Origin of the sequence: Desulfallas sp. Bu1-1, from assembly GCF_015594625.1 — a bacterium.
In the GTDB taxonomy this organism is placed as follows: domain Bacteria; phylum Bacillota; class Desulfotomaculia; order Desulfotomaculales; family Desulfallaceae; genus JADNRQ01.
The window spans coordinates 1-24119 of record NZ_JADNRQ010000017.1 but is presented as its reverse complement, the minus strand read 5'-3'; the positions used below and the strand labels follow the sequence as shown (position 1 = coordinate 24119).

Here is a 24119-nt window from a genome sequence, read left to right as displayed (position 1 = left end):
TCCGCCCGGGTAAACTAAAAAAGCCTCTCATCCCAGGGACGAGAGGCTATAGCCACCGCGTTACCACCCCGGTTGACCCGTATTTGTTCAAACGGGTCCACCTCGGCAGGAGTACAGGAATAAATTCCGATACCCCCTTCCCTGTAACGTGGGAAGAATACGTCCCGGCCTACTTGCTCGCAAGTGCGGTTTCAGCCTGCTTCTCCGGGGAGAACTTCAGCCGGTCATAGCCCGGGAACGCTTCCAGTCGCCGGCGTTCCCTCCCTGGGGGGCCTGTTTCCAACCTACTTTTCCCCTTCATCGAATTTACCATGTTTAATATTGGTTATTAATATAGCACTCCAAAATCGATTTGGCAAGTTTTTTTAAAAAAATAGGTTCAAGTTTTTTTTTCCAGGTGTGATAAAATAGATAAAGCGTTTAACAACCCGAAGGGTTTTTAATAGGAGGTACGGCATGGAAAATTATTCGGACCTGGAACTGTTCGTGAACCCGCAATCGGTGGCCCTGGTGGGCGCTTCCACCCGCACCGGTCCCGGGTCCTTCAATGTGCTGGAGCGCATGCTGGAGAGCGGCTACCGGGGGGAAATTTACCCCGTCAACCCCCGGGGCGGCAGCATTATGGGCGTCCCGGCGTACCGCTCGGTGCAGGAAATCAAGGCCCCCGTCGACCTGGCCATTGTGGCCACCCCGCGCACCGCCGTCCCGGAAGTGGTCAGGCAGTGCGTGGTCAAGTGCATCCGGGCAATAATCAGGACATCAACCCGCTGGTGGTCAAACCGGAAGGGTGCATTGCCCTGGACGCCAGGATCATCACCGGTAGTTAGTCCAGTTATTGCGCAGGGTCAACCGGCCCTGCGTTTTTTCTTTCGAGTCTGTGCCAAACAGTCTACCGGTGCCTTGCCAACCACTTTATTTTTATTAGCAGGCTTTCGAGGGGTTGAAACTCTTCGTCCGCGGCGAGTTTCCAGATTTTTTTCCTCTCGATATTCCTTTATCATTTCATCTACGGATACGGTCTTATCAGGATATTTCTTTTTGAGGATTCCCCGGGTGTCCTTGATAGGGTGGTATAACTATTTGCCCTTTGTAAGACATTTTGTTTAAACTCATACCTTTACCCCTTCCTGGTTTTACTTTTTTACTATTATACCCTTTCGCAACGTTATGTTAAACTCCTTTTCCCAGCGCCGGCTTGAGCCGGTCCAGGCGCGCTTCGCCTGATGCTCTCCCGTTCAAGCCAGGCTGAGCGGCTGATCAACCAGGTGATGATGACGGCAACAATAAACCTGCCCGGCCCCCACAACAAGTACCCGTGTACCATGGCATGCCGCCCGTATTGTTATTTACAGGCAGGAAAAAAAGGGATTAACAGCAAAATAATAAAAGAAGAGAACCACCATGCGGAACTACAACCGTTTACCCGCAAGGATGTGAATAAAATGGAAAAGAATGTGGCCAAACACGTGCTTGCCGATGTGCTCTGGGTAACCCACGAGGCCCGGGGGCAGAGGGAAGCTAAAACAATGTACGAGTTGTTGCTGCGGTCATACCGTTCCAGGCACATGGAATGGCACGAAGAATGCCTGCAAATGGCCTGGGAACAATACAATCACTGGGTCAAGAACAGCAGCGCGGGCCGGCCGGTGGAAAGGCAAAAGGGCAGGAACCGTTCCGGAATAAGGATAACCGAACCCCCTTATCCCATCAGGCTGGAAAAAAGAGGGCGCAGCGAGTGGGAATTTGCCTGGCCCGGTGAAGTACTGAACCTGATGGATAAATTTGACCTTGGCTGCGAGTACCTCGACGTTGGTGATCTGAAAAAAGCCAGGCAGATTTTTAACAGCATTTTAAAAGAATGTCCTTACTTTATCGACGCTTTGAACCACCTGGCGGCGGTCGAATGGGACGGTGGAAACCTGGCTGCGGCTGAAAATCATTATTCAAAAGCATACGAAATAGGCCATTCCGTATTGCCCGGGGACTTCCGCGGCAAATTGCCCTGGGGGTGGATCGACAACCGGCCATTTTTGCGTTCTCTGCATGGTCTTGCTCTGGTTAAATTGCGCCGTGGCGACGCCCGGGCCGCCAGGGACCTTCTGCTCCGGCTCATTAAGCTCGACCCGGACGACCGCCTGGGGGCCCGCATGATTTTGGACGATATCAAGAAAGGAACGGTGCCTTGGGATGATTAACAAGATTTGGCAAACCATTAAATTTAAAAACTCCCGCGGTTTGACCCTGGCCGGCCTGCTGCACGCCCCGGCCGGCATGGACGGTCCGGTGGTCGTGGTGTGCCACGGGTTTACCGGCGGCAAAGAGGGTGGCGGCAGGGCACTGGCTATGGGGGAGGAACTGGGCGCCCGCGGGTACAACGTGCTTCTCTTCGACTTCAGCGGCAACGGGGAAAGCGAGGGCCTGTTCGAAAACATTACTCTTTCCGGCCAAATTGATGACCTGAACTGCGCGGTGGACTGGTGCACCGGGAAAGGCATGGGACCGGTGTTTACCCTGGGGCGCAGCTTCGGCGGCAGCACCGTCATCTGCCACGCCGCGGGCGACCCGAGGGTGGCCGGGGTCTGCACCTGGGCCGCACCGGCCAAACTGAAGGAGCTTTTCACCGAATTCGCCGAAGGCCCTGTGGACGAAGAGGGCGACCTGTTCGCCCTGGCCGGGAATGAAGGCATCGCCTACCTGCGCAAGGCGTTTTTCACCGACCTGGGCCGGTACGACGTACCGCAACTGGCCGGCAACATTTCCCCCCGGCCGCTGCTGATTATCCAGGGCGAAAACGACGATGTGGTGCCGCCCGGAGACGCCGGGCTGATTTTCCGCGGTGCCAAAGAGCCGAAACAACTTGTCTATGTGCCGGGGGCGGACCACCAGTTTTCCGGGCATTACCGCCAGGTTTGGGACACCTTTTTCGCCTGGCTGGAAACAGTAAACCGCTGAGAAGATGATTAAATATAACCCGGAAGTGCCCGGTTAAAAGGAGTCTGTGCTATGCAAATCACCAAAAAATCAATCTTGTCCGCTATTGTTTCAATTCTGGTTTTAGCCGCCGCGTCCCCGGCGTTTGCCGCCGGTTTTCCAGACACAAAAGGGCACTGGGCGGCGGGGGAAATCGAATTAATGGCGCGCCAGGGAGTAGTCGGCGGCTACCCCGACGGCAATTTCTATCCCGAGAAAAGCATTTCCCGGCGGGAACTGGCCAAAATCGTATTTTCGCTTTTTCCCGCCGCCGCTAAAATTGACGCCGCCTCTGTTGCAACGCTTCCCGACTACCCCGACATCCACCAGGGCTGGGGTCAAGAATACCTGCAAACCGGGATATTGTTCCTGCCCGGCTACACCGACGGGTACTTTAAACCCGATACCCCGGCAACCCGGCACGAAGTGGCTTTGCTGGCGCTGGCGGCAACCCTGGCTGAAACGGGCAAGTACCAGTTGCAAAATAATCAAATGTTGCTGCAAATTCCCCTGCCGGAAAAAAGCGCCTGGGAGAAAATGATTAAATTCAGGGAATTTACCGGCCTGCCCGAACAGTACCGTAAATCAACGGCCTACTTTAAAGAGGACCCCGGTAAAAACAACTTCTATGAATACGCCAGTTATTTTTTCAGCGACTTGAACCCCGTGGCGCTGCTGGTTGACCAGGGCATTCTCAAGGGATTTACCGGCGGCACCCTGGGCCTGGACAGGGAAGTAACCCGGGCGGAAACCGTGGTTATATTAAGCCGGATTCAAAAAGCGAACCTGTCCGGAGCCGGAAAATTTCTATTGGAACCGGCCGGCAGGGTTTACCGCCCCCGCACCGTGGCAGTCGATTCGAATACCGCCGAGGCCGGGTTAACCCGGCTGGGGGCTTTTTACCAGAAGAAATACGCCGGCCCGCTGAAACGGGCCCGGATGATCTACAACCTGATGATCCATATATTCAATTATGATTGGAACACCAGGGAAGGCCTGAAAAACTACACCTATGCCGGCATTGCCGGGCTGATGGGCAGCGGCCTGGGTACGGACAAGGGACTTGTCCAGTATTACATGACCCTGGCCGGCAAGTCCGGCCTGAAGGCCGAAGCAGCCAGCGGCACGGCGGTCAATGCCGGAGATAAAGGGGACCATACCTGGGTGGAACTGGCAATTGACGGGAAAACCGTGCCGGTCGACCCCACCTACGGCGTCTGCACCGGCGACGTCTACTTCAACAATTTCGACTACTGGCGGACACAGGGGTACGAATGGACACGAAATGACCCGTGAACATATGATTAAGGGGACTTATGGCAAAACACATAATTATAAAAATTTTTTATTTGAGCCATATAATATGTTTATGCTAATATTGGTGTTGGGGAGAAAGGGGATGGTCCCCCCACGGGCTGCAAACCCGCTGGCCTGCCTGCGATCCAGGCGGGAGTCCGGTTCGATTCCGACTTCTCCCCTCCAATTCCGATTATTGATTTAACTGCAAAAACACCACAGTGGCAGGCGATCCGGCGGATTTCTGGAGTGAGTGGAGCACTGGATGCGGTCCCTAGCCCGTCATATCCCAAGAGTCATGACCCCTTAGGGCGTGAAGAAGTAGTTAGGCAGTAAGTTGTAAGCGTTAACTACAAGTTTTACCGGCCTCAAGAGTAAAATTGTGAAACGAACGATTGATACCGCCGGAGCGCCTGATACAAGTACCGGTTTTTGCAGCGAAATCATTATTTAATTATTCGCGGGCCATTAGCTCAACTGGTAGAGCAGGCGACTCTTAATCGTCAGGTTTGGGGTTCGAGTCCCTAATGGCCCACCAAGAGGAGTTCCTCTCTGCGGAACTCTTTTTTATGAACTGTTGGATGTGATTTAATGGATAATGAACTCAAGGTTATTAAACTAAAAATGAAAGCACTTGGTTTTTCCGATCAGCAAATTATTTCTATAATTGAACAAAGCCTTGCCGGCAAGCAATGGGAAGAAATGGACGCCGGTGAAAGAAAACGAATGTTAAAGTCAATGGATAATAGAATTGATTTCGTTAGAAAATTTCTTCAACTTCTTAGTTGCGAATCTTGTCAAAAATAGATTTGGCTTTTCTGATCAGGAATTCCCTGACGTTACTTGCCGGATTGTTGATGAATATAAAGGCTGCGGCTGCCAAAACTATAAGAAAAATGATCAAAAAAGCGGTTTTCCACCCCTGGTGGCCGGCTTCCCTGCTGGTTATCCCCTTGGGCTGGGGCGCCGCCGGGGGCGTCAGGCCAAGCAGCGTGGGAACGGCTCCGGCCAGGAGGGCGACGCCGCTTTCCGCCTCCGGTTTCTTGTTGGTATATGTTCCCGCTTCAATCAATAACGCCGTGGAAAGTAAGTCCTGGTTATAATTGCCCCGGGCAAGGTAAATCTCCTTCACCAACCCGGGATGCTCCTTGTTGGCAAAAGCCATCAGGCGCTTGGCAAAATCCAGGTTGGCCGTCATTTTGGGGTTTTGCCTGCCCACCACCAGGCGGAGTTGCGTAACGTCCCGGTCCGAGACGATCCGGCGGTAGAAAGCGGGATTATCAACACCGTCCCGGTGCACGTCAAATAACGCTACAGGTTTTTGTTTCAACAGCCTCAGTGCCGTTCTGCGTGATCTGTAATACGCATTGGCATCGTGAGGGTCATGTGGGGTGCGGTCGTATCTCACCTGCACTTTTCGTTCTTTTAATCCCTGATGAAACATTGCCCCAACCTGATAAATACCACCTTTAAACGGGATGGATGCCGCCCCGTCGGTGGGCAAATAGGACTCGTCCGAGTGTGTGTGATAGATGCCCACGGGCCGTTTATACCACTGCTCGGCCAACACCGGCACGGTTTCCACCCGGTCGTAATACGCCACCATGGCCAGAAACTCCTTATCCCTGCCCATCAACCTCACCCGGGCCGTTTTACCTTCAACCCACGTCACCTTGTAATGGTATCCCCGGGCATCGATAATTTCGTCGCCCCCGGCCGGTTTTCTGGAAGTAAGGGAAATAACCCGGCCGTACTGGTCGACAAGTTTGTAGGTTACGCCGGCTACATGGTCGGCCTCGCCCCCGGCGGATGCAAGACAGGGAAAAACCAACAAGTTAAGAAGAATCCATCCAGTTACTATGGCCATCTTCAACAGCTTCACCGGATATCCCCCATCAAGAAAAAATTTAATACCGGGTCCGTCAACGGAAAATGCCCGGTATTAGAATTTTTCCCTGTTCTCAAGGTAAAAATTTATTTGATTTTTATTTTGCCGGGTGGGAAAATATGGTATATTCATCCTCCGCATCATGCGGGCGTTCACCTTAAAACCACTACTTTAAGCCATCGTGCAGGGCCACGGGGATAAAACCAAAATGCTTTTCCACCGACTCAATATCCGTAATGTTATTAATCTCCAGCTGTTTTAATTCCACGGGGGAAACCGGAGGATCGCGCATAATGCTGCCCATTAGCGGCACGACGAGCCGCATCAGGGGCATGGGGATATGCAGCTTGTAACGTTTTTCTCCAAGGTGTTCCAGCAGGCGGTCCAGCATTTGCACATAGCTCAAGTGTTCGGGGCCGCCTATTTCAATAATTTGCCCCACGGTGGCGGAATTCTCACAGATCATACACAGGCAGCGTACAACATCCTCCACCGCAATGGGTTGAAATAAAGTGGAGCCTTTGCCCGGAATGGGAACAAATGGTCTGGGGCACATGCGCAATGACTGCAACATCCGGTCAAAAAAATTGAAACCGTGACCATAAATAATCGATGGCCGCAGGATAGTCCAATTCAAGCCGCTCTGAACAACCGCCTCCTCCCCGCGCCACTTGGAGTAAGCGTATTTATACCTCGGGTTGTTGCAGGCGCCCAGGGCGCTCATGTGGATGAAGCGCTCCACCCCGGCTTGGCCGGCTGCAATAACGAGGTTGAGGGTTCCTTCCACGTTGATATGTTCAAACGTGTTTTCACCATGCTCCCTGATGATAGCAACCAGGTGAATTATTTTTTTCACACCTTTACATGCCTTTTTAACTGCCGCAAGATCATTTATTTCCCCCCGAACCAGCTCGACCCCCGGGGGCAAAAGTTCCCCGGCCTTTTGCTGCGAGCGGACCAGGCAGCGCACTTGATAGCCCTTTTCCATCAAAGCCCGAACCAGGTGCTTCCCCACCAGGCCCGTCCCCCCGGTTACCAGTATCACATAATCCCCCCAGTCCAGGGTTTTATTGCCGAATTATTTAATATATTTGTTGCTCAGCCGGGAAATCCTTTAAAATATTTGTTCGCCGGGCACCCAAGTTAAAGCAGGAACCTGTAAATCAACAGTGGTGTGATAAAGGTTTCCACAGCAGCCGCAAGCACCAGCAGGGGCAACACAAGCAAAAAATAAGTGCCTAAAACCCGGTCCCAGACCCGTTCCCCCTTGCTCCGCAAGCGCCGGTAATAAAAACTGGCCCCACAGGCCAGAAACAGCGCCCCCAGTTCCGGGACCCCGTGCGGCAACAGCCCGTATAGCCAGATTTCAAAGCTGTAGTGATTGAAGAGCATCGCCTGCGTTTTTACGGTAAAACCGCTGATGGCCCCGTTCATCAACAAAACAAGCACGGGCCAGACGTTAAAAGTAACAATGCCCAGCACCAGGGCGGTAAAACTTACCAGGGAATTCCGGGCCAGGATATAAAGAAATATATTTTCCGGCAAACCTCCACCCACAATCAGCCGGCGCACCGCGTCGTAATAATCCGCAACTCTATGCTGCAGCAATACCGCCACAAGATAACCGGCGTAAGCGGCTACCACGAATATCGCCAGGCAAAGCAGGGTTTCCCGGTAATAGCAGCGCACGCCCAGCCATTCCCTTTTAACAGTTCCAAACATAATCTTCACCTCGCCTTATAAATCAAATCTATGATTTTAACTGCAAAAACACCAAAATCAATCTATCAAATTACCACTGTTTTAGCAAATAAAAAACTATCATCTCACAGGGCTATGGCCGGCGTTATTCTGGGAAAAACCAATTGCAAAAAAGCCTTGATTAACTTATACTAATTAATTATTGTATTGCTAAACCCTGCGGACAACGTGAGGTGAAACCAATGCAAACTACAATCATCGGAGCAGGCAAAGTGGGTAAGGAAATTGCCGCCCGCTTGTTGGAGGAAGGGCACGACCTGGTGATTATCGATAAAGATGAATCAAAATTGCAAAAAATAGAAGATGATTTCGATTGCCTGTGCATCAGGGGTAGCGGCTCCGCCGCCAAAACCCTGAGTTCTCCGGTTGTTGCGGAAAGTGAACTGCTTATCGCCGTAACCAACAGCGACGAGGTGAACATGATCGCCTGCATGACGGCGAAACGCATCGGCATACCCCGTACCATCGCCAGGATCAGGGACCCGCACTATTCCAAAAACTTGATCATCAGCAAAGAGGACCTGGGCATTGACCTGATCATCAACCCGGATTATTCCGCGGCGATGGAGATCAGCCGGTTGTTGACGTTAAACCTGCCGGTGCACATGGAACCCTTCGCCCAGGGCAGGGTGCAACTGGTTGATATCACCGTGGATGAAAGTATGACCTTATTTACCAACAAAAAGTTGATGGATATGGATATCCCGCGTTCTTTGTTGATCGTGGCCATATCCCGCAACGGCGACATGCTGATCCCCGGCGGTTCCGATGTGGTTCTTCCCGGTGACACCATTTACCTGCTGGGTCATTCCGACATGGTGAGTAAGGTTTGCGCCAAAGTTAAAAAGGTCAAGCAAAGGGTCCATAGTGTAATGATCCTCGGCGGCGGCAGAATCGGTTTTTACCTGGCGGAAAAGCTGTGTTCCCTGGGGATGAAAGTGAAAGTTATCGAGCAAAACAAGGAAAAATGCAAGGAACTGGCGGAACAACTGCCGGGCGCGCTGGTCCTGTGCGCCGACGGCTCGGACCTTGAACTGCTGCGCCGTGAAGGAATCAAGGATATCGACGGTTTCGTCACCGTAACGGGCCTGGACGAGGAAAACTTGCTGCTGGCCCTGCTGGCCAAGAAAATGGGCGCCAAAAGGGTCATTGCCAAGGTCAGCCGCCCCGGGTACGCCCCCCTGGTGGAACAACTGGGGGTTGACACCGCCATCAGCCCGCGCCTGATTACGGCGGGAGAGATATTGCGGTTCATCAGGGGTGGACGCATTTTGTCCCTGTCCCTGTTGTTGAATGAAAAGGCCGAGGTGTTCGAACTTATCGTTCAACCCGGCAGCAAAATTGCGGGGCGTCCCCTGCACAAATCGAGCCTGCCGGCGGGCACCATCATCGGCGCCATCAAGCGGGGGAACAAGGTGATCATTCCCCAGGGCAATGATATAATCAAGGAAAATGACCGGTTGGTGGTTTTCGCCCTGGGCCATAACGTGCATATCATCGAGGCATTATGCGGAGTTGGAGGCGCTCAACGTGAACATACCGTTAATTCTACGAACTCTGGGTTTGGTTCTGCTTTGTGAGGCGGGGGCAATGCTGCCCTCCCTGGGCATTGCCCTTTACCTGGGTGAAAATGACTACAAGGCCTTTGTTATTTCCATATTTACCCTGACCATAATTGGGTTTACCCTTTCCCGTACCCGAATTATTTCCAGCGATGTCGGGTACAGGGAAGGGTTTATTATTGCCACCGCCAGCTGGCTTTTCCTGGCACTGTTCGGTTCCCTGCCTTTCATGATTTCCGGGGCCATTCCCGGCTTTATTGACGCTTTTTTTGAAACCATGTCCGGTTTTACCACCACCGGGGCCTCCGTGATTACCGATGTCGAGGTCCTTTCCCGGAGTATCCTGTTTTGGCGCAGTGTAACCCACTGGCTGGGCGGCATGGGAGTTATCGTATTGACGCTGGCGCTGATCCCTTCGCTCAAAATCGCCGGAATGAAGCTTTTCCGGGCCGAGGTACCCGGCCCCGCAAAAAGCAAGGTATTACCCCGGGTGGCACAAACCTCCCGCGAATTGTACAAGCTTTATTTAATCATCACCATCGCGGAAATCCTGGCCTTGAAACTGGCCGGACTCAACTGGTTTGATTCCCTCATTCATACTTTCGGCAGCGTGGCCACGGGGGGATTTTCCAATTACAATGCAAGCGTGGGTGCTTTTAACAACCCGGCTGTGGAATATATTATCATCTTTTTCATGTTTATCTGCGGCATGAACTTTGCGCTGCATTTCCATGCCTTGCACGGCAACTTCAGACCTTTGTGGAAGGACCCGGAATCCCGCCTGTATTTTTCCGTAACCGTTATTGCCGTGGTTTTAATCGCCATCAACCTGATTACCGTTATGGATTACCAACCGGGCACGGCCTTCCGCCAGTCCGCTTTTCAAGTAGTATCCATTCTTACCACCACGGGCTTTGTCACCGCCGACTACAACCAGTGGCCCGCTTTCAGCCACGGCGTGTTGTTTTTGCTGATGCTCATCGGCGGCTGCGCCGGTTCCACCGGCGGCGGCATAAAAAACGTGCGCTACCTGATCTTGTTTAAGAGCGCCTCACGGCAAATCGCCAGGCTTATCCACCCCAAGGCGGTGATTCCGGTCCGCCTGGGCCGGGAGATCGTTCCCGAAGAGCTGGTGGAAAGCGTGTTGTCTTTTTTCTTCCTGTACATTTCCATCCTGCTGGTATCAACGCTTATCATCACGTCCATGGGCATTGACCTGCTCAGTTCAATCTCGGCGGTGGCCGCCACCCTGGGTAACATCGGACCCGGTTTTGGAGTCGTGGGCCCGGCTACCAATTTCGCGGCGATTCCGGCGCCAGGGAAACTGCTCTTGTCCCTGTGCATGCTGGTCGGCCGCCTGGAGATTTACACCGTACTGGTGGTATTCAGCGCCAGGCTGTGGCGTTCTTAAGTTCAACCCAACGGTCAAATAATTACGGGCAACGGGAATAATGTTGCCCGTAATTCATTTCAGCGCCCGGTACGGCAAGTTAATACCGATATGTGACTATTAGAATGAATTTTGTTAATTTTCAATCTTTTTTATATTAATATATACCCAGATAATAAAAAATTTATTAGGAGGTGCGTTTAATGTCTCAACCAAGTCTTTCCAGGGCATGGTCGGTAACCTTCGCCGGAACGGGAATCAACCTGGCCCTGGGCGTGCTCTATACCTGGAGCGTTTTCGCCAAAGCACTCATTGATCAGTATGGTTGGACGAAGACGGAATCATCTTTACCTTACACCCTGGCCTGCGTGGTTTTTGCCCTCTGCATGGTCCCGGCGGGCCGCTGGCTCGACCGGTCCGGCCCGCGGGTGGTGGCCACGGTAGCCGCTTTCCTTTGCGGCGCCGGAATGATCGTAGCTGGTCTATCACAATCCGTGGGTCTGGTAACTGTCGGTTTCGGCTTGCTGGTCGGCGCAGCCATGGGATTTGGTTACGCCGCCCCCACCCCCGCCGCGGTCAAGTGGTTCCAACCCCACAAGAAGGGGCAAATCGCGGGCCTGGTGGTAGCGGGATTCGGCCTGGCTTCGGTGTACATCGCCCCCATGACCAACTATTTTATGAAGACTTTCGGCGTTTCCAAAACGTTTTTCATCGAGGGTGTAATATTCTTCGTCGTAATCCTGGTGCTGGCACAGGTTTTATCTTTCCCGCCCGCGCAGAATTTCGTACCGTTCGGGGGCCCGCCGCCTGCCAGTACCGCCAAAGCGGCAGCCACCTATTCCAAACGAGACTACACTCCGGGTGAAATGTTGAGAACCCCGCAGTTTTACCAGCTCTGGCTGATGTTTTGCTTTGCAGCCTCCGCCGGCCTGCTGATTATCGGGCACCTGGCCAAAATTTCCCAAATCCAGGGCGGCATCAACTGGGGATTCGTGCTGGTGGCCGTGCTGGCCGTGGCCAACGCCGGCGGCAGGATTCTGGCCGGTTTCCTGTCCGACCGCCTGGGTCGGACCAACACCATGTTGCTGGTGTTCAGCATCCAGGCCATCAACATGTTTGCGTTCGCTTCCTACAGCTCTGCTCCTCTCCTGCTGCTTGGATCGATATTAACCGGCCTGGCTTACGGCTCGCTGCTGTCGCTGTTCCCCTCCGCCACCTTTGATTTCTTCGGACTGAAAAACTCCGGCGTAAACTACGGGCTGGTATTCACCGCCTGGGGCGCGGCCTCGCTGATCGGCCCGATCATCGCCGGGCGAGTGGCCGACGCCACCGGCGGCTACGGCGCCAGCTACATCATCTCCGGCGTGCTATTGGTAATCGCGGCGCTGATCACCTTCATCACCAAAGCACCGCAGCCGGTGGCCGCTCAGAAAGCGGTTCAATCATAACCCGCGCCAACAAATACAGCCCCGTCCTCCGGCGGGGATTTTTTTTGCACAGCGGAAACCGCCGGAGCGCCAAATTACAACGAGTCGCAGGGCGATCCGGCGGTTTTCTGGTATTAAAAGATATTCTGCAGGCTGACCCGTTCCTTTTCGGGTATATGCTCCAGCATTTGCCGCAGCACCGCCAGTTCCCCGGAAGCCATGGCCCGGTCCTGCATGCCGATATATTTGGTTATCCGGGCAAAAGCCATGTCGATGTTGTCAATTTCCTGGTGATCGATAACCACGGCCCACCACTTTTTATGCCTGGACCAGATGTTCCGCGCTTTATCAACGCCCTCGCGGGCAACGTCCCAGTTGCCGACGGCGATGGCGCGGTCCAGCCGGTCAAAACCGACCACCATTTGACCGGCGGTTTTTTCAAGCTGGCTTACAGAGGTAAAACCAATTGCCAACACCAGTACCAGCGCCGCGAGAACCCCCAAGTAAATTTTCATACCCGGCCCCCCTCCGGATCAGCTTTAAGCTGGTAAAACAACTTTCCGGCCGTGTCAAGGCTGGCAAAAAACACCTTCTTTAAATCCTCGATGCCGAATTTGCGCAATTCCGTGCGCAGCCAATCCTCGTTCAGGCTGACCTTTTTCAGGTTGTCCCGCAGCACGTTTCCATCGATCACCAGCGTAACCGGCATCCCCTCGTAACTTGTGCTGATGTTCAGATCCTCCGGCTTGAGAGCGCGTTTTTGGGACTTGGGGATCACACTGAGCTGGCCGTTCGTCTCCAAGATGGCAAACTCGACGTCGGCCAGGTTATAGTAATTCTTGGCCCGTAACTGCTCCAGCAAATCGTTGATATTGTAGCGCAAGTACCTAAGCTCTTTTTCCACCAGTTTACCGTTTTCCACCAGCACGCTGGGCCTGCCGCAAATAACCCCCCGGGCTTTCGTACTTTTCATGGATACGTAGGACAGGGCTACCTGCGCCGTCATTAAAATAATAATGGGGATAATACCGCTAAGCAGCGGTATCCCGGTATTCTGCATGGGAATGGCCGCCAGGTCGGCGATCATCAGCGCCACCACCAGCTCAAAGGGCTGCAGTTGCCCGATCTCCCGTTTTCCCATCACGCGCATGACAACAACCACTGCGGCGTAAAGGATCAGGGTCCGGATTATCACTAGCAACATGTTTCTCACCTGTTATTTGATTTTGCTGCAAAAACCTACTTTTATCTGGCGCTCCGGCGGCATCAATCGTTCGTTTCGCAATTTTTCTCTTGAGGCTGGTGAAGCTAGTTAACGCTTGCAACTTGTTGCCTAACTACTTCTTCACGCCCTAAGGGGTCATGGCTCTTGGGATATGACGGGCTAAGCACCGCATCCAGTGCTCCACTCACTCCAGAAATTCGCCGGATCGCCTACTGCTGTGGTGTTTTTGCAGTTAAATCTTATTTATATTTTTCACATATATAAAAATACCTCGAAAAAGAAAAATTTATTCCCGCCGGTTGAAAGCAATCGTTCCCGCGCCCACGAACAACAGCGCCATGGCGCTTATCACCAGGAGATCCGTGCCCAGGGGAAATTGCACCAGATAATCGCCCAGGGGCGTACCGCGGTACATGATGTTCCGCAGCGCGTCCACACCGTAAGTTAAAGGGTCAAGGCGCATCAGCGTTTCCATCCAGGAGGATACGCCCCGCAGGGGGAACATGGCTCCGCTCAGAAAAAACAGCGGCATGATCAAGAAGTTCATGATCACCTGGAAACCTTCCATCGATTCCATGCGGGAAGCGATGGTGATGCCCAGGGAAGTAATGGCAAAGGCGATGACAAGCAACACCCCCAGCAATTTCAACACCGTCAATGCTGAAAGGGAAACGCCGATCAGCGGGGCCAGCAAAAGCAAAATCGAACCCTGCAGCATGGCCACCGTGCTGCCCCCCAGGGCCTTGCCCACAGCCACGGTCCAGCGCGGCACTGGAGCCACCAGCACCTCTTTGAGAAAACCGAATTCCCGGTCCCAAACAATGGAAATAGCTGAATGAATGGCGGTAAACAAAACCGACATGCCGATGATGCCGGGGTAGATGAAATGGATGTAACTGAACCCCGGCGGCGCGCCGGGAATTTTAAAAGTGGAGGCCAACCCGTTGCCCATGATCAGCAAATACAGCAGCGGCTGGCCAAGCATGCCCAAAATACGGGTTTTTTCCCGGAAAAAGCGAATCACGTCCCGCAGCCAAATGGTATATACCGCCCGCAAATACGTCATCGATGGAGCCTCCTCCGCGCAAACACTCTCCTCCGGTCCAGCGTGGAAACGTTTTCTTCGCGAATCTCCCGCCCCGTGAGCTTGAGAAAAACATCGTCCAGGGTGGGCTTTTGTACGGTGACCGAGGCAATATCCTCTCCCATTTCCCGGATCAGCACCGGGATAAACGCCTCGCCCTGTTCCACCTCCACCTTCAAGCCCCGGCCGGAGACAACGGCCCGCAGTCCGAACCGCTCCGCCAGCTTATCCATTACGGATTGGTTGTTGCCGGCTGAGATGGTAATCACATCCCCCCCCACCATTTTTTTTAAGTTGGCGGGCGTATCCTCAACCACAATCTCACCGTGATCAATAATGGCGATGCGATGACAATTCTCCGCTTCTTCCATGTAATGAGTGGTCATAAAAATGGTGATGTCTTCCCGTTCCCGCAGCACATGAATATATTCCCAGATTTTTTTCCTGGTCTGGGGGTCAAGACCGACGGTAGGTTCATCAAGAAACAGCACCTTCGGGTAGTGTAAAAATCCCCTGGCTATTTCCAGCCGCCTTTTCATCCCGCCGGAAAAATGTCTCACCAGGTCCCCCGCCCTGCCGGACAGTTCCACCATCTCCAGCACTTCGTGCATCCGGCGCTTGAACAGCCGGCTTTCCACGTTGTACAGCATGGCGTGAAAATACAGGTTTTCCCGGGCGGTAAGGCGTTCGTCCAGGGAAGGGTCCTGGAACACCATCCCGATGGAACGGCGCACCCGGTCCTGCTGGCGAACCACATCGTAGCCGTTGATCAAGGCCCGGCCGGAAGTTGGCTTGAGCAGGGTGGCCAGCATTTTAATGGTGGTGGATTTGCCCGCGCCGTTCGGCCCCAAAAAACCGAACACCTCGCCCCGGTCGACGTTAAAGCTGATCCCGCGTACCGCAGTCATGTTTTTAAATTTGCGCACCAGTTTCTCGACCCGAATCAAAATAAAACCTCCAAACTAAAAAACCCTTAATGAGAATATTATGCGGTCCGCGGGCAAAAGTAAAGGGTGCCTTTACCGGGCACCCGCATTGACATCCAAAGATCGATCATTTCCTGCTATTTATCTGTTCTTTTCTGTGCCAATAAGTAAACCTCGTCATCTGCCCTTGCAGATACTACAATAACCTTCATGACATCCTTTTCCCTGACCAGCTTATACACCACCCGAAGGCCAAGCCTTTTCAGCTTGATTTTAAGGAAACCCGCAAGTCTTGTGCTGTTCCTGTTTCCCAAAGGTTTGCCGTATCCCCCTTCATTCTGCGGCAAGGGGTTGCCCGAAACCTTTTCTATGGCTTTGAGCACCTGCAACCGCTGGCTGTGGTCGAGGCGCTTCAAGTCCTCCACTGCATCCTGCAAATATTCCACCTGCCACATAAGCTACTCTACTCTATCTCCACATCTGTATTATCTAAATCTGCTTTATTTATGCCAAACTCAGATAAAACTTTTTCCTGCGGGATAAAGTCCTCCTGTTTTGCGTTTTTCATACGCTTTTCGGCTTCCAGCAGCAGACGGTATTCCTCGATGGTTTCAAGCATTTGTTCATACAACTCAGGCTTTAGGAGAACGCACGCCGGGGTGTTATTTTTCAACACAACCTTAAAGCCTGCTTCCCTGACCTCTTCGAAGATTTTATTCGCCTCCCCCTTGTTGAACCGGGAAATTGGCACAAGGGAATTCAGAACACTGCTTACGGTGATTTTATCAGGCATATTATCAGACCCTCTCTTTCATCATGAGTCTCCTGATAATATTATATGCTTTATCGATAAATTTATCAATATTTTTATTTATATTTTTATCCCTCCCTGTAATATAACGTGCCTAGAGGAGGATTTTCTCATGACAAAAGCCGAACGGCAAAAAGAATGGGAGAACCGCATCGCCCAATATTATGGATTCTGAAAATAACAGATTGTGATACATAAAAAGAGGGTCGCATTTTCTGCGATCCTCTTAGGGAGAACGATTAGAAGCTGTCTGCCCACCTCACCAGGGGAAGCTCAAATTTACCGGCCAGCAAGTGGTCATTGGGCCTGACCCGGACAGTGTAACCGTAGGTCCCCTGGGACAGGGGCAACCTGCCCTCGTACAGGTACGTCCCTTCACCGATCCGGCCCTTCAATTCCATGGTCAACGTGTCCATTTTACCCAGGTAACACCCCCTGTCGTTGCCGTACGCCAGTTCCACCACCACATCGTCCGAGGCGATGGGGCCCAATTTCACCACCGATTCCACCGTCAACTCCTCCCCCGCCTGCATATCCCACCTGCCGTTGGTATTGATCCGTTCCACTTTGACGTGGTGCCAATTTTCCTGCATAAACCGTTTAAAACGATCGGCCCGTTCAGCCACCCTGCAACCGGATTCCAAAAAGGCGGCACCCCTGTTTAACGCCGGTATGTAAAGCTTTTCGGCATACTCCATCACCATCCTGGTGGTGCTGAAACGCGGCACGACCGTCCTGAACGACTCCCGCATCATACTCACCCACTGCCGGGGAATACCATCCTCGCGGTTATAATAAAGCGGCACCACCTTGTCTTCAATCACCTTGTACAGGTTATAACTGTCTTCGCGGTCCTGTTCCGCTTCGCTTAAATGCAGGTTCCCGGGCCCGCCGATGGCAAAACCGTTTTTACCGTTATAGGCCTCCGGCCACCAGCCGTCCAGCACGCTGCAGTGCAACACCCCGTTCATGGCCGCCTTCATTCCGCTGGTGCCACTGGCCTCCATGGGCCAGCGCGGGGTATTCAGCCACACATCCACCCCGTGCAAGAGATACCTGGCCACATTTATATCATAATTTTCCAGGAACACGATCTTGCCCCGGAACGGCTCCTCCCTTGAATATTCCATGATTTTATGAATCAGCTTTTGCCCCTCTGTATCGGCGGGGTGCGCCTTACCGGCAAAGATAATCTGCACCGGCCTGTCCAGGGCATTTAGAATCGCCGCCAGCCGGTCCGGATCGTTGAAAATGAGCGTGGAGCGCTTGTAAGTGGCAAACCGGCGGGCAAAACCAATGGTCAGAGCATGGGGCAGCAATATTTCTCCGGCTTCCATGATCAACCCCACCGGATCATGGTTGCGCTTGTGCTTTTCCATCACCCTTTCCCTGGCGAAATTAATCGCTTTTTCCTTTAATAGCAGGTGCGTATCCCAGATTACCCCGTCCGGGATTTCATCAACCCGCCGCCATATGGATTCGTCAGTAAGCCGTTCCATCCAGTCCGAGCCGAGGTACCGGCCAAAAACATTTTTCCATTCTTCGGCCATCCAGGAGCTTGCATGCACCCCGTTGGTCACCGAGGTTACGGGCACTTCCTCCACCGGAACCCCGGGATAAAAACGGTGAAACATTTGCCTGGTCACTTCTCCGTGCAGCCTGCTCACCCCGTTGCAAAAACCGGACATCCGCATGGCCAGCAAGGTCATGTTGAATTCATTATATTCCGAATCCCAGCCCAGATCGATAAAGGATTTGCAATTCAAACCCGTACCTTTGCACAGTTCACGCAGGTATTTTTCCACCAGTTCCCGTTTAAAAACATCGTGTCCCGCTGGCACCGGGGTATGGGTGGTGAAGATGGTGTCCACCCGGACGGCCTCCCTGGCCGTGGAAAAGGGGATGCCATCGCCCACCAGTTCCCTCAACCTCTCCAGAGTTAAAAAGGCGGAATGCCCCTCGTTGATATGCCATACCGACGGGTGGATGTCCAGCGCCCTCAAAGCTCTCACGCCGCCCACCCCCAAGATCAGCTCCTGGGCGATCCGCGTCTCACGCCCCCCGCCGTAAAGTTGGGTGGTTATCTTCCGGTCTTCCTGTGTGTTCATCGGCAAGTCGGTATCGAGCAAAATAACCCGCACCAGGCCCACCTTGATCTCCCACACCCTGGCATAAACCGTGCGGCCCGGAAACTCGACGGCCACGGTGGTTTCCAGCCCGCTCCCCCCCACTACCGGCATTACGGGCATTTGGTTGAAGTTCAGGTCGGGATAATATACCTGTTGCCGCCCGTCCCGGTCGATAATCTGATTAAAATATCCATGTTTGTAAAGTAAGCCCACCCCAACAAGGGGCAGTCCGAGGTCGCTGGCCGACTTAATGTGGTCGCCCGCCAGTATGCCCAGCCCGCCCGAGTAGATGGGACAGGATTCATGCAAACCAAACTCTGCGGAAAAATAAGCCACAATCTTATCTCCGTACTCGGGGTGATTTTTTTGCAGCCATTTTTTAATGTTCATGTACCGGTCAAATTCTTGCATTACTTCATGATACTTTTTTAAATAGTCTTCCCTGCCCGCAGCCTGCTCCAATTCCTCACGCTTGACCAGCAACATGAACTTTACCGGGTTGTGCTCGACCCGCTCCCACAACCGGGGGTTGATTTCCTGGAACAGTTCCCGGGCGGGGCGGTTCCAACTGAACCAGAGGTTATAAGACAATTCGCGGAGGCGCCCGATGGGCTCCGGAAGCGGCGGATTTACTGAAACGGTACGGAAATAAAACATTGGATAACCTCCGTATTCTAATTTGGGGCTTTTTTATTTTATCCCCGAACAGGAACCACAATGCGCCATTAAAAATAAAACCCGGCAGGCGGGATTTATCTCCACCTGCCGGGCCTTATAACATACCTATTTGTTACGCCCAGGAGCGATTGGGGCGCCTGGACCGGTAGCATTCCTGGCAATAAACCGGCTTGCTGCCGTTTGGCTCAAAGGGTACAGTGGTCATCTGGCCACAACCATCGCATACCACATCATACATTTTTCTTTCCCTCGGACCACGGGACCGTAAACCATTTTGCTGGCGGCGTGCCCTGCGGCATTCCGGGCACCGGGCGGGAGCATTTTCAAAACCCTTCTCAAAGTAAAACTCCTGTTCACCGGCAGTAAAAGTGAACTTTTCGCCGCAATCCCTGCATACCAAAACCTTGTCAGAAAAAACCATTACCAGAAACTGGCCTCCTTATGAAATATTTATTGCCCAATGGAACCTTTAACGATGATTCACCTATTTCATAAGAAGGTCAGCGAAACCACCAAATAAAAATTCCATTGTCTGTCAATATAATATGGGAATTTGGCTTAAATTACAATAAAGAAGTTATTTTTTAAGTTAATTTTTTTGCCCGGATAACCGGCACCCATTTTTTTTGTTCCCGTACCTGTTCATTATTGTTTCGCGGCCCGGGTTCGGTCGTTACGGCCACCTCGGTTTGGGCGGGTAATACCTCAACGAGGCAAGGTGTTTCAGGCCGGTAAATTTCCTTCTCCAGCCTGCTCCTCAATTCATAAACAGTTCTTTCGAGCCGCTCCACCCGCTCCCGGGAAGCCTTTTTCTTCTCCGCCTCCACCAAGCATTCCAAATCCCTCAACCTGCTGCGCAGCTTAAAATTATCAGTCCTTAATTTTTCAATTTCCCCGGTCATTTCAATATATGTTTTATTGCTGAACAAGGCTTTTTCCAGCTGTTCGATTTTCTCGCGGTAAATCAGGTTGGTCCTGGCCAGGGCCTCATTTTCCACCAGGCAGGATTGTAATTTTCCCTCCCTTTCCTGCCCAACCAGGCCGGTATACAACCTGTATGTCAGCAAGGAACCCACCGCCGCCCCCGCACCCAGCCAGGCCAAAATCATCACACCCTCAAACAACATACAAATACCCTCTCTTCCGAAGTATTCTTGAATTATACTATTCTGGATAATTTTTCATTTTCCTTCCAGGCCAGCAATTGCATTTTGTATACAATTTTTCTTCAGCCGGCAGGAGTAAACTACTTGGTGAAGAAAATTGGTATTTATACTAATTGTCATCGAGGTGAAACATCAAAATGAAATTTTCCAGACAACCCGTAATCGCCCGGAAAATGATCCAAAACCCCACTCACCAGGAATTAAAAGAGCTGGCCCGGCAAGGCAACAAAACCACCATATACGGCAGCGCCAGCTTTATCTCCAGCGTGCGCAACCGCAGCGCCAAAAAAACCTATATCGTTGAGGACGGGGTGCCCCTGGGTGTGGACCAGCAAGGCATTTCCGTCGAGGACGCCGCCAGGATCGCCGGCGAGGTGCACGAATACCTGAAACAGCAAGAAGTGATCAGACTGGACCGCCGCATGGGATTACACCCCGATTTCAGCCTGCACTGCCGCCTGTATATCACTTCCAGGTTCGCCCGTATTCCGTTGAAATGGAACCTGATGTTGTTTCCTCCCATCGACCCCGAAGCCGAACCCGACCTGGTCAGCATCTACGTGCCGGAATGGCCGGAACGGATTATTTTCTGTCACCCGCTGGCCGGTGTCACGTACATCCTGGGAACCGATTACTTCGGCGAGGCCAAGAAGTCCTTCCTGCGCATGGCCATGTTCCACGTCAAGCAGGCGGGCGGCCTCGGTTTTCACGCCGGCAGCAAGGTGCTGCGGGTAAAAGACCCGGCGGGTGAACTTAAAGACGTGGGATTTCTCCTGTTCGGTTTAAGCGGAACCGGAAAAACCACTCTGACCATGCACGACCACAACCTGGTGGAACCGGAAAAAGCCATCATCAGGCAGGACGACGTGGTGATGATGACTCCAACCGGGTACTGCTACGGAACGGAAAACGGTTTTTACATCAAAACCGAAGGGCTGGATGAATCGCAAAAGGTGCTGTACCAGGCGGCCCAGAGCCCCGAGGCCATTTTTGAAAACGTCAAGGTACGCGAAGACGGCACCATCGATTTCGACAACAGCGAGTTGACCTCCAACGGGCGGGGCGTCATCCGCCGCGAGGACGTGGCCGGGGTGGACAATAACATCGACCTGGAAAAGGCCCACCGCCTGATTTTCATCACCCGCCACGACAAAATCGTTCCGCCCGTGGCCAAACTGAACCCCTACCAGGCGGCGGCGTTTTTCATGCTGGGAGAATCCATCGAAACTTCGGCCGGCGACCCCACCAAAGCCGGGCAATCCAAGCGGGAGGTGGGCACCAACCCGTTTATCGTGGGTCCCGAAGGGGAGGAAGGCAACCGGCTGCTGGAGATTTTACAGGCCAACCCGGATATTGAGTGCTACCTGCTGAACACCGGCAGCGTCGGCATGGGCGGCAACCGGCCGGGAGTGAAAATCAGCATCGCCGCTTCCACCACCATCCTGAAGCACATCGCCAAAGGCGACATCCAGTGGAAAACGGACCCCGACTGGGGCTACCAGGTCCCCGAGTCCATTCCCGAAATGGATATGTCGATCTACGAGCCGGCGTCTTACTACGACGCGGGCGAATACAGCGCCATGGTGGAACAGTTGAGGGAGGAAAGGAAAAACTGGCTGGCCAAGTACCCCGAGCTGAAACCGGAAATTGCCACCGCTATTGCAAAGGCGTAACGGGGCGCAATTTCATTCAATCCATGAATTTTGAAAATCAAATGGCATGCGAACCGGTACCGGTCTGCATGCCGTTTTTATTCAATTGATTACGCTGCAAAAATAGCACTTGTAGTTGGCGCTCCGGCGGTTTCTTCCGTTCATTTCGCAATTTTACCTTTGTGACTGGAGTAGCTTTTAGTCAACGCTTGCAACTTACTGCCAAACTACTTCTTCACGCCCTAAGGGGTCATGGCTCTTGGGATATGACGGGCTAGGGACCGCATCCAGTGCTCCACTCACTCCAGAAATCCGCCGGATCGCCTGCCGTTGTGGTGTTTTTGCAGGTAAATTAATTTTGGATACTTTTTTAATAAAGGATAAATTCGATTCGCGTCGAATTGTTAGCAAATCTTTGTATAACGGAGGTAGTTATGCCTGCGAAAAAAATCGCCCTTATCACCGACAGCACCTGTGACCTGCCCCAAGGCATTTTGGAAAGCCTGAACGCCAGGGTATTGCCCCTGAAGATAATTTACCCCAACCGGGTTTACAACGACAGGGTGGATATAGAACCCCGGGAAGTGTACGACCGGATGCCCGGCCAGGTGCCCACCACCTCCATGCCCTCGCCTGAAGAAACGAGATCGCTGCTGGAGAAGCTAAGCGAGGAAAATTTTACCCACGCCGTCGCCATCCACATTTCCAGCGGGCTCAGCGGCACATATGAAACCGTGAAAACGGTAGCAAGGCAATTTGAAAAAATCAAGGTGGAAGTGATAGATTCCAAGGCCCTGTCCCTGGCCCTGGGCTTTTTGGTGCAGGAGGCGGGGCGCAGCATCCAGAACGGGCTGCATTTTGATAAAGTGGTGGACCGGGTACGCCAATTGCAGGCTAAGATCAAAGTGTTTTTTGTGGTTAAAACCCTGGAATACCTGAAAAAAGGCGGGCGAATCGGCTACGTGGAGGGCACGGTGGGCCAGATTCTCGATATCAAACCGGTCATCTCCATCAACGAGGAAGGCAAGTATTACAGTTACTGCAAGGTCAGGGGCAGGAAAAAATCGATCAACAAGCTGGTGGACATAATCAAGGAATTGGCAGCGGGCAAAGTGATCAACCTGGCGGTGGCCCACGGCAACGCCGGGGAAGAAGCCGAAAGCCTGCTGCATAGAATTACAAACTTGAATGAATTGCAAGTCAAGGAAGTCCTGTTCGGCCAGCTCGGCCCCGTGATGGGGGCGCATGCCGGGCCGGGATTAATTGGTGTAGCCTGGTGCCAGGTGTTGAAAGGTTAAAAGTGCCGCATAATAGTATTATTATATTGGAGTCTTGAAGCATGAAAATAATCGTTGACGCCGACGCCTGTCCCAAAAAGGTTTTACAAATTTGCGCGGAGACAGCCCGGGAATTCGCCGTCCCGCTGCACACGGTGGCCAGCTTCAACCACCATATCGTTTCCGATCACCACACGGTGGTGGGGAACGCACCCCAGGAGACGGACCTGGCACTGATCAACATGACGTCACCCGGCGACATCGTGGTCACCCAGGACTGGGGCCTGGCCGCCCTGGCGCTGGGCAAGGGCGCCTCCGCCCTTTCGCCGGGGGGCAGAATCTTCCACCCGGAGACCATCGATTTTTTGCTGGAGGAGCGGGAGATCAAGGCCAGGCTGCGCCGGGGCGGCGGCCGCACCCGGGGCCCTCGCAAGCGAACGGCGGAAGACGACCGGCGCTTCGCCGCCGCCCTGCGCGGGCTGGTGCGGGAACTGGCGGGCAACACGCCCGGATAAGATTTAACCCTCCGTCCCGGTTGAGGAAAAAAAGCGGTTGTTATTAATTTCAGGGGATACAGTGATACAATAATGTAAAAATGTATTAATTAAGGAAGAGATGAATTAGATACCCCTCACCGTATCCCCAGAAGAATCCCGTCTGGGCGCTCGGGTTGCTCCCCTAGCAGGGCCCTATTCTCCCAGAGGGTAAGAGCCATTATAAGGTTAACTGTTATTCGATGGAAATTAGCCATTGTCGAGTAGAAGTGCGCCTTTCTAACTTTAGGAGCAGGTTTGTTTTCACTGTTTCTCCCCGTTTCCTCTGGGAGTGCCACAATATTTGCTCCATGGCCAAATTGAACGCACAACCCTCACAGAAC

General features: G+C 52.8%; 23 protein-coding genes, 2 tRNA genes and 1 other annotated feature (1 of these 26 running past the window's edge). Of the genes, 13 read left to right on the top strand and 12 right to left on the bottom strand.

Going from position 1 to position 24119, the window contains the following annotated elements; genetic code table 11:
- Nucleotides 1-310 (bottom strand) — a binding site (T-box leader) (it extends 90 nt beyond the left edge of the window).
- Between the two features lie 146 nt (nt 311-456).
- The 7 genes from IT084_RS13490 to IT084_RS13460 all read left to right on the top strand — a co-directional run bounded on the left by IT084_RS13490 (nt 457) and on the right by IT084_RS13460 (nt 5073).
- Nucleotides 457-1107, top strand: coding sequence for a CoA-binding protein (locus IT084_RS13490; RefSeq protein WP_195713422.1), 651 nt, complete (start codon nt 457-459; stop codon nt 1105-1107).
- Between the two features lie 116 nt (nt 1108-1223).
- Nucleotides 1224-2195: a M48 family metallopeptidase gene (locus tag IT084_RS13485; RefSeq protein ID WP_195713421.1), complete on the top strand. Its 972-nt coding sequence runs from the start codon at nt 1224-1226 to the stop codon at nt 2193-2195.
- Complete coding sequence (locus tag IT084_RS13480; protein ID WP_195713420.1) at nt 2188-2952, top strand: alpha/beta hydrolase; 765 nt, start codon at nt 2188-2190, stop codon at nt 2950-2952. Before IT084_RS13485 ends, IT084_RS13480 begins: the two co-directional genes overlap by 8 nt.
- Nucleotides 2953-3003: 51 nt before the next feature.
- Nucleotides 3004-4266 (top strand): S-layer homology domain-containing protein, encoded by a 1263-nt coding sequence (locus IT084_RS13475; protein ID WP_195713419.1) that lies wholly within the window; start codon nt 3004-3006, stop codon nt 4264-4266.
- Nucleotides 4267-4356: 90 nt separating this feature from the next.
- Nucleotides 4357-4452: transfer RNA gene (locus IT084_RS13470), tRNA-Cys, on the top strand.
- 276 nt (nt 4453-4728) lie between these two features.
- Nucleotides 4729-4804, top strand: a tRNA-Lys gene (locus IT084_RS13465).
- A gap of 53 nt (nt 4805-4857) precedes the next feature.
- Entirely contained in the window at nt 4858-5073 is a 216-nt protein-coding gene (locus IT084_RS13460) for a hypothetical protein (protein ID WP_195713418.1), read from the top strand.
- On the opposite strand, the gene spoIIP is transcribed toward IT084_RS13460, so the two are convergent.
- The 3 genes from spoIIP to IT084_RS13445 form a co-directional block, all read right to left on the bottom strand.
- Nucleotides 5048-6148, bottom strand: a complete 1101-nt coding sequence (gene spoIIP / locus IT084_RS13455) for a stage II sporulation protein P (protein WP_313885482.1) — start codon at nt 6146-6148, stop codon at nt 5048-5050. The two genes, IT084_RS13460 and spoIIP, sit on opposite strands and share 26 nt — an antisense overlap.
- A 172-nt stretch (nt 6149-6320) precedes the next feature.
- Nucleotides 6321-7199 carry an SDR family oxidoreductase gene (locus IT084_RS13450; RefSeq protein WP_195713417.1) on the bottom strand — a complete coding sequence of 293 codons (879 nt, stop codon included), beginning with the start codon at nt 7197-7199 and terminating at the stop codon, nt 6321-6323.
- A 98-nt stretch (nt 7200-7297) separates the two neighbouring features.
- On the bottom strand, nt 7298-7876 hold the full coding sequence (locus IT084_RS13445) for a stage II sporulation protein M (protein WP_195713416.1): 579 nt from the start codon (nt 7874-7876) through the stop codon (nt 7298-7300).
- 221 nt (nt 7877-8097) lie between these two features.
- On the opposite strand from IT084_RS13445, the gene trkA reads away from it, so the two are divergent.
- The 3 genes from trkA to IT084_RS13430 all read left to right on the top strand — a co-directional run bounded on the left by trkA (nt 8098) and on the right by IT084_RS13430 (nt 12315).
- Nucleotides 8098-9495 (top strand): Trk system potassium transporter TrkA, encoded by a 1398-nt coding sequence (trkA, locus tag IT084_RS13440; RefSeq protein ID WP_195713415.1) that lies wholly within the window; start codon nt 8098-8100, stop codon nt 9493-9495.
- A complete protein-coding gene (locus IT084_RS13435; protein WP_195713414.1) occupies nt 9446-10888 on the top strand; it encodes a TrkH family potassium uptake protein in 1443 nt (480 codons plus the stop codon). The genes trkA and IT084_RS13435 overlap by 50 nt, the downstream gene beginning before the upstream one ends.
- A gap of 182 nt (nt 10889-11070) precedes the next feature.
- Nucleotides 11071-12315 carry an OFA family MFS transporter gene (locus IT084_RS13430; RefSeq protein ID WP_195713413.1) on the top strand — a complete coding sequence of 415 codons (1245 nt, stop codon included), beginning with the start codon at nt 11071-11073 and terminating at the stop codon, nt 12313-12315.
- A gap of 113 nt (nt 12316-12428) precedes the next feature.
- Here IT084_RS13430 and IT084_RS13425 read toward each other — a convergent pair whose 3' ends face one another.
- From IT084_RS13425 to IT084_RS13385, 9 genes are all read right to left on the bottom strand, one after another.
- Nucleotides 12429-12809, bottom strand: a complete 381-nt coding sequence (locus tag IT084_RS13425) for a DUF4363 family protein (protein WP_195713412.1) — start codon at nt 12807-12809, stop codon at nt 12429-12431.
- A complete protein-coding gene (locus IT084_RS13420) occupies nt 12806-13498 on the bottom strand; it encodes a DUF421 domain-containing protein (RefSeq protein WP_195713411.1) in 693 nt (230 codons plus the stop codon). The genes IT084_RS13425 and IT084_RS13420 overlap by 4 nt, the downstream gene beginning before the upstream one ends.
- 307 nt (nt 13499-13805) lie before the next feature.
- Complete coding sequence (locus IT084_RS13415; RefSeq protein WP_195713410.1) at nt 13806-14585, bottom strand: ABC transporter permease; 780 nt, start codon at nt 14583-14585, stop codon at nt 13806-13808.
- Entirely contained in the window at nt 14582-15550 is a 969-nt protein-coding gene (locus tag IT084_RS13410; RefSeq protein WP_243276971.1) for an ATP-binding cassette domain-containing protein, read from the bottom strand. The genes IT084_RS13415 and IT084_RS13410 overlap by 4 nt, the downstream gene beginning before the upstream one ends.
- Nucleotides 15551-15666: 116 nt before the next feature.
- A complete protein-coding gene (locus tag IT084_RS13405; RefSeq protein WP_313885486.1) occupies nt 15667-15975 on the bottom strand; it encodes a type II toxin-antitoxin system RelE/ParE family toxin in 309 nt (102 codons plus the stop codon).
- A gap of 17 nt (nt 15976-15992) precedes the next feature.
- On the bottom strand, nt 15993-16322 hold the full coding sequence (locus tag IT084_RS13400; RefSeq protein ID WP_195713408.1) for a type II toxin-antitoxin system Phd/YefM family antitoxin: 330 nt from the start codon (nt 16320-16322) through the stop codon (nt 15993-15995).
- Between the two features lie 257 nt (nt 16323-16579).
- On the bottom strand, nt 16580-19126 hold the full coding sequence (gene glgP, locus IT084_RS13395; protein WP_195713407.1) for an alpha-glucan family phosphorylase: 2547 nt from the start codon (nt 19124-19126) through the stop codon (nt 16580-16582).
- Nucleotides 19127-19259: 133 nt separating this feature from the next.
- Nucleotides 19260-19568 (bottom strand): zinc-ribbon domain containing protein, encoded by a 309-nt coding sequence (locus IT084_RS13390; RefSeq protein WP_195713406.1) that lies wholly within the window; start codon nt 19566-19568, stop codon nt 19260-19262.
- A gap of 163 nt (nt 19569-19731) precedes the next feature.
- Nucleotides 19732-20274, bottom strand: a complete 543-nt coding sequence (locus tag IT084_RS13385; RefSeq protein WP_195713405.1) for a DUF3216 domain-containing protein — start codon at nt 20272-20274, stop codon at nt 19732-19734.
- A 176-nt stretch (nt 20275-20450) separates the two neighbouring features.
- Here IT084_RS13385 and IT084_RS13380 point away from each other — a divergent pair, with 176 nt between their 5' ends.
- From IT084_RS13380 to IT084_RS13370, 3 genes are all read left to right on the top strand, one after another.
- Nucleotides 20451-21986 (top strand): phosphoenolpyruvate carboxykinase (ATP), encoded by a 1536-nt coding sequence (locus IT084_RS13380; RefSeq protein ID WP_195713404.1) that lies wholly within the window; start codon nt 20451-20453, stop codon nt 21984-21986.
- 413 nt (nt 21987-22399) lie between these two features.
- Complete coding sequence (locus tag IT084_RS13375) at nt 22400-23263, top strand: DegV family protein (RefSeq protein ID WP_195713403.1); 864 nt, start codon at nt 22400-22402, stop codon at nt 23261-23263.
- Nucleotides 23264-23304: 41 nt separating this feature from the next.
- The gene (locus IT084_RS13370; protein WP_195713402.1) at nt 23305-23757 is read left to right on the top strand and encodes a DUF188 domain-containing protein; all 453 of its coding nucleotides are present in this window, start codon (nt 23305-23307) and stop codon (nt 23755-23757) included.
- Nucleotides 23758-24119 lie beyond the last annotated feature (362 nt).

What these genes read in the sequence shown, in the direction of transcription:
- IT084_RS13490 (WP_195713422.1), top strand. Translation starts at nt 457, where the DNA reads ATGGAAAATTATTCGGACCTGGAACTGTTCGTGAACCCGCAATCGGTG.
- IT084_RS13485 (WP_195713421.1), top strand. Translation starts at nt 1,224, where the DNA reads ATGCTCTCCCGTTCAAGCCAGGCTGAGCGGCTGATCAACCAGGTGATG.
- IT084_RS13480 (WP_195713420.1), top strand. Translation starts at nt 2,188, where the DNA reads ATGATTAACAAGATTTGGCAAACCATTAAATTTAAAAACTCCCGCGGT.
- IT084_RS13475 (WP_195713419.1), top strand. Translation starts at nt 3,004, where the DNA reads ATGCAAATCACCAAAAAATCAATCTTGTCCGCTATTGTTTCAATTCTG.
- IT084_RS13460 (WP_195713418.1), top strand. Translation starts at nt 4,858, where the DNA reads ATGGATAATGAACTCAAGGTTATTAAACTAAAAATGAAAGCACTTGGT.
- IT084_RS13445 (WP_195713416.1), bottom strand. Translation starts at nt 7,876, where the DNA reads ATGTTTGGAACTGTTAAAAGGGAATGGCTGGGCGTGCGCTGCTATTAC.
- trkA (WP_195713415.1), top strand. Translation starts at nt 8,098, where the DNA reads ATGCAAACTACAATCATCGGAGCAGGCAAAGTGGGTAAGGAAATTGCC.
- IT084_RS13430 (WP_195713413.1), top strand. Translation starts at nt 11,071, where the DNA reads ATGTCTCAACCAAGTCTTTCCAGGGCATGGTCGGTAACCTTCGCCGGA.
- IT084_RS13425 (WP_195713412.1), bottom strand. Translation starts at nt 12,809, where the DNA reads ATGAAAATTTACTTGGGGGTTCTCGCGGCGCTGGTACTGGTGTTGGCA.
- IT084_RS13420 (WP_195713411.1), bottom strand. Translation starts at nt 13,498, where the DNA reads ATGTTGCTAGTGATAATCCGGACCCTGATCCTTTACGCCGCAGTGGTT.
- IT084_RS13415 (WP_195713410.1), bottom strand. Translation starts at nt 14,585, where the DNA reads ATGACGTATTTGCGGGCGGTATATACCATTTGGCTGCGGGACGTGATT.
- IT084_RS13400 (WP_195713408.1), bottom strand. Translation starts at nt 16,322, where the DNA reads ATGCCTGATAAAATCACCGTAAGCAGTGTTCTGAATTCCCTTGTGCCA.
- glgP (WP_195713407.1), bottom strand. Translation starts at nt 19,126, where the DNA reads ATGTTTTATTTCCGTACCGTTTCAGTAAATCCGCCGCTTCCGGAGCCC.
- IT084_RS13390 (WP_195713406.1), bottom strand. Translation starts at nt 19,568, where the DNA reads ATGGTTTTTTCTGACAAGGTTTTGGTATGCAGGGATTGCGGCGAAAAG.
- IT084_RS13385 (WP_195713405.1), bottom strand. Translation starts at nt 20,274, where the DNA reads ATGTTGTTTGAGGGTGTGATGATTTTGGCCTGGCTGGGTGCGGGGGCG.
- IT084_RS13380 (WP_195713404.1), top strand. Translation starts at nt 20,451, where the DNA reads ATGAAATTTTCCAGACAACCCGTAATCGCCCGGAAAATGATCCAAAAC.
- IT084_RS13375 (WP_195713403.1), top strand. Translation starts at nt 22,400, where the DNA reads ATGCCTGCGAAAAAAATCGCCCTTATCACCGACAGCACCTGTGACCTG.
- IT084_RS13370 (WP_195713402.1), top strand. Translation starts at nt 23,305, where the DNA reads ATGAAAATAATCGTTGACGCCGACGCCTGTCCCAAAAAGGTTTTACAA.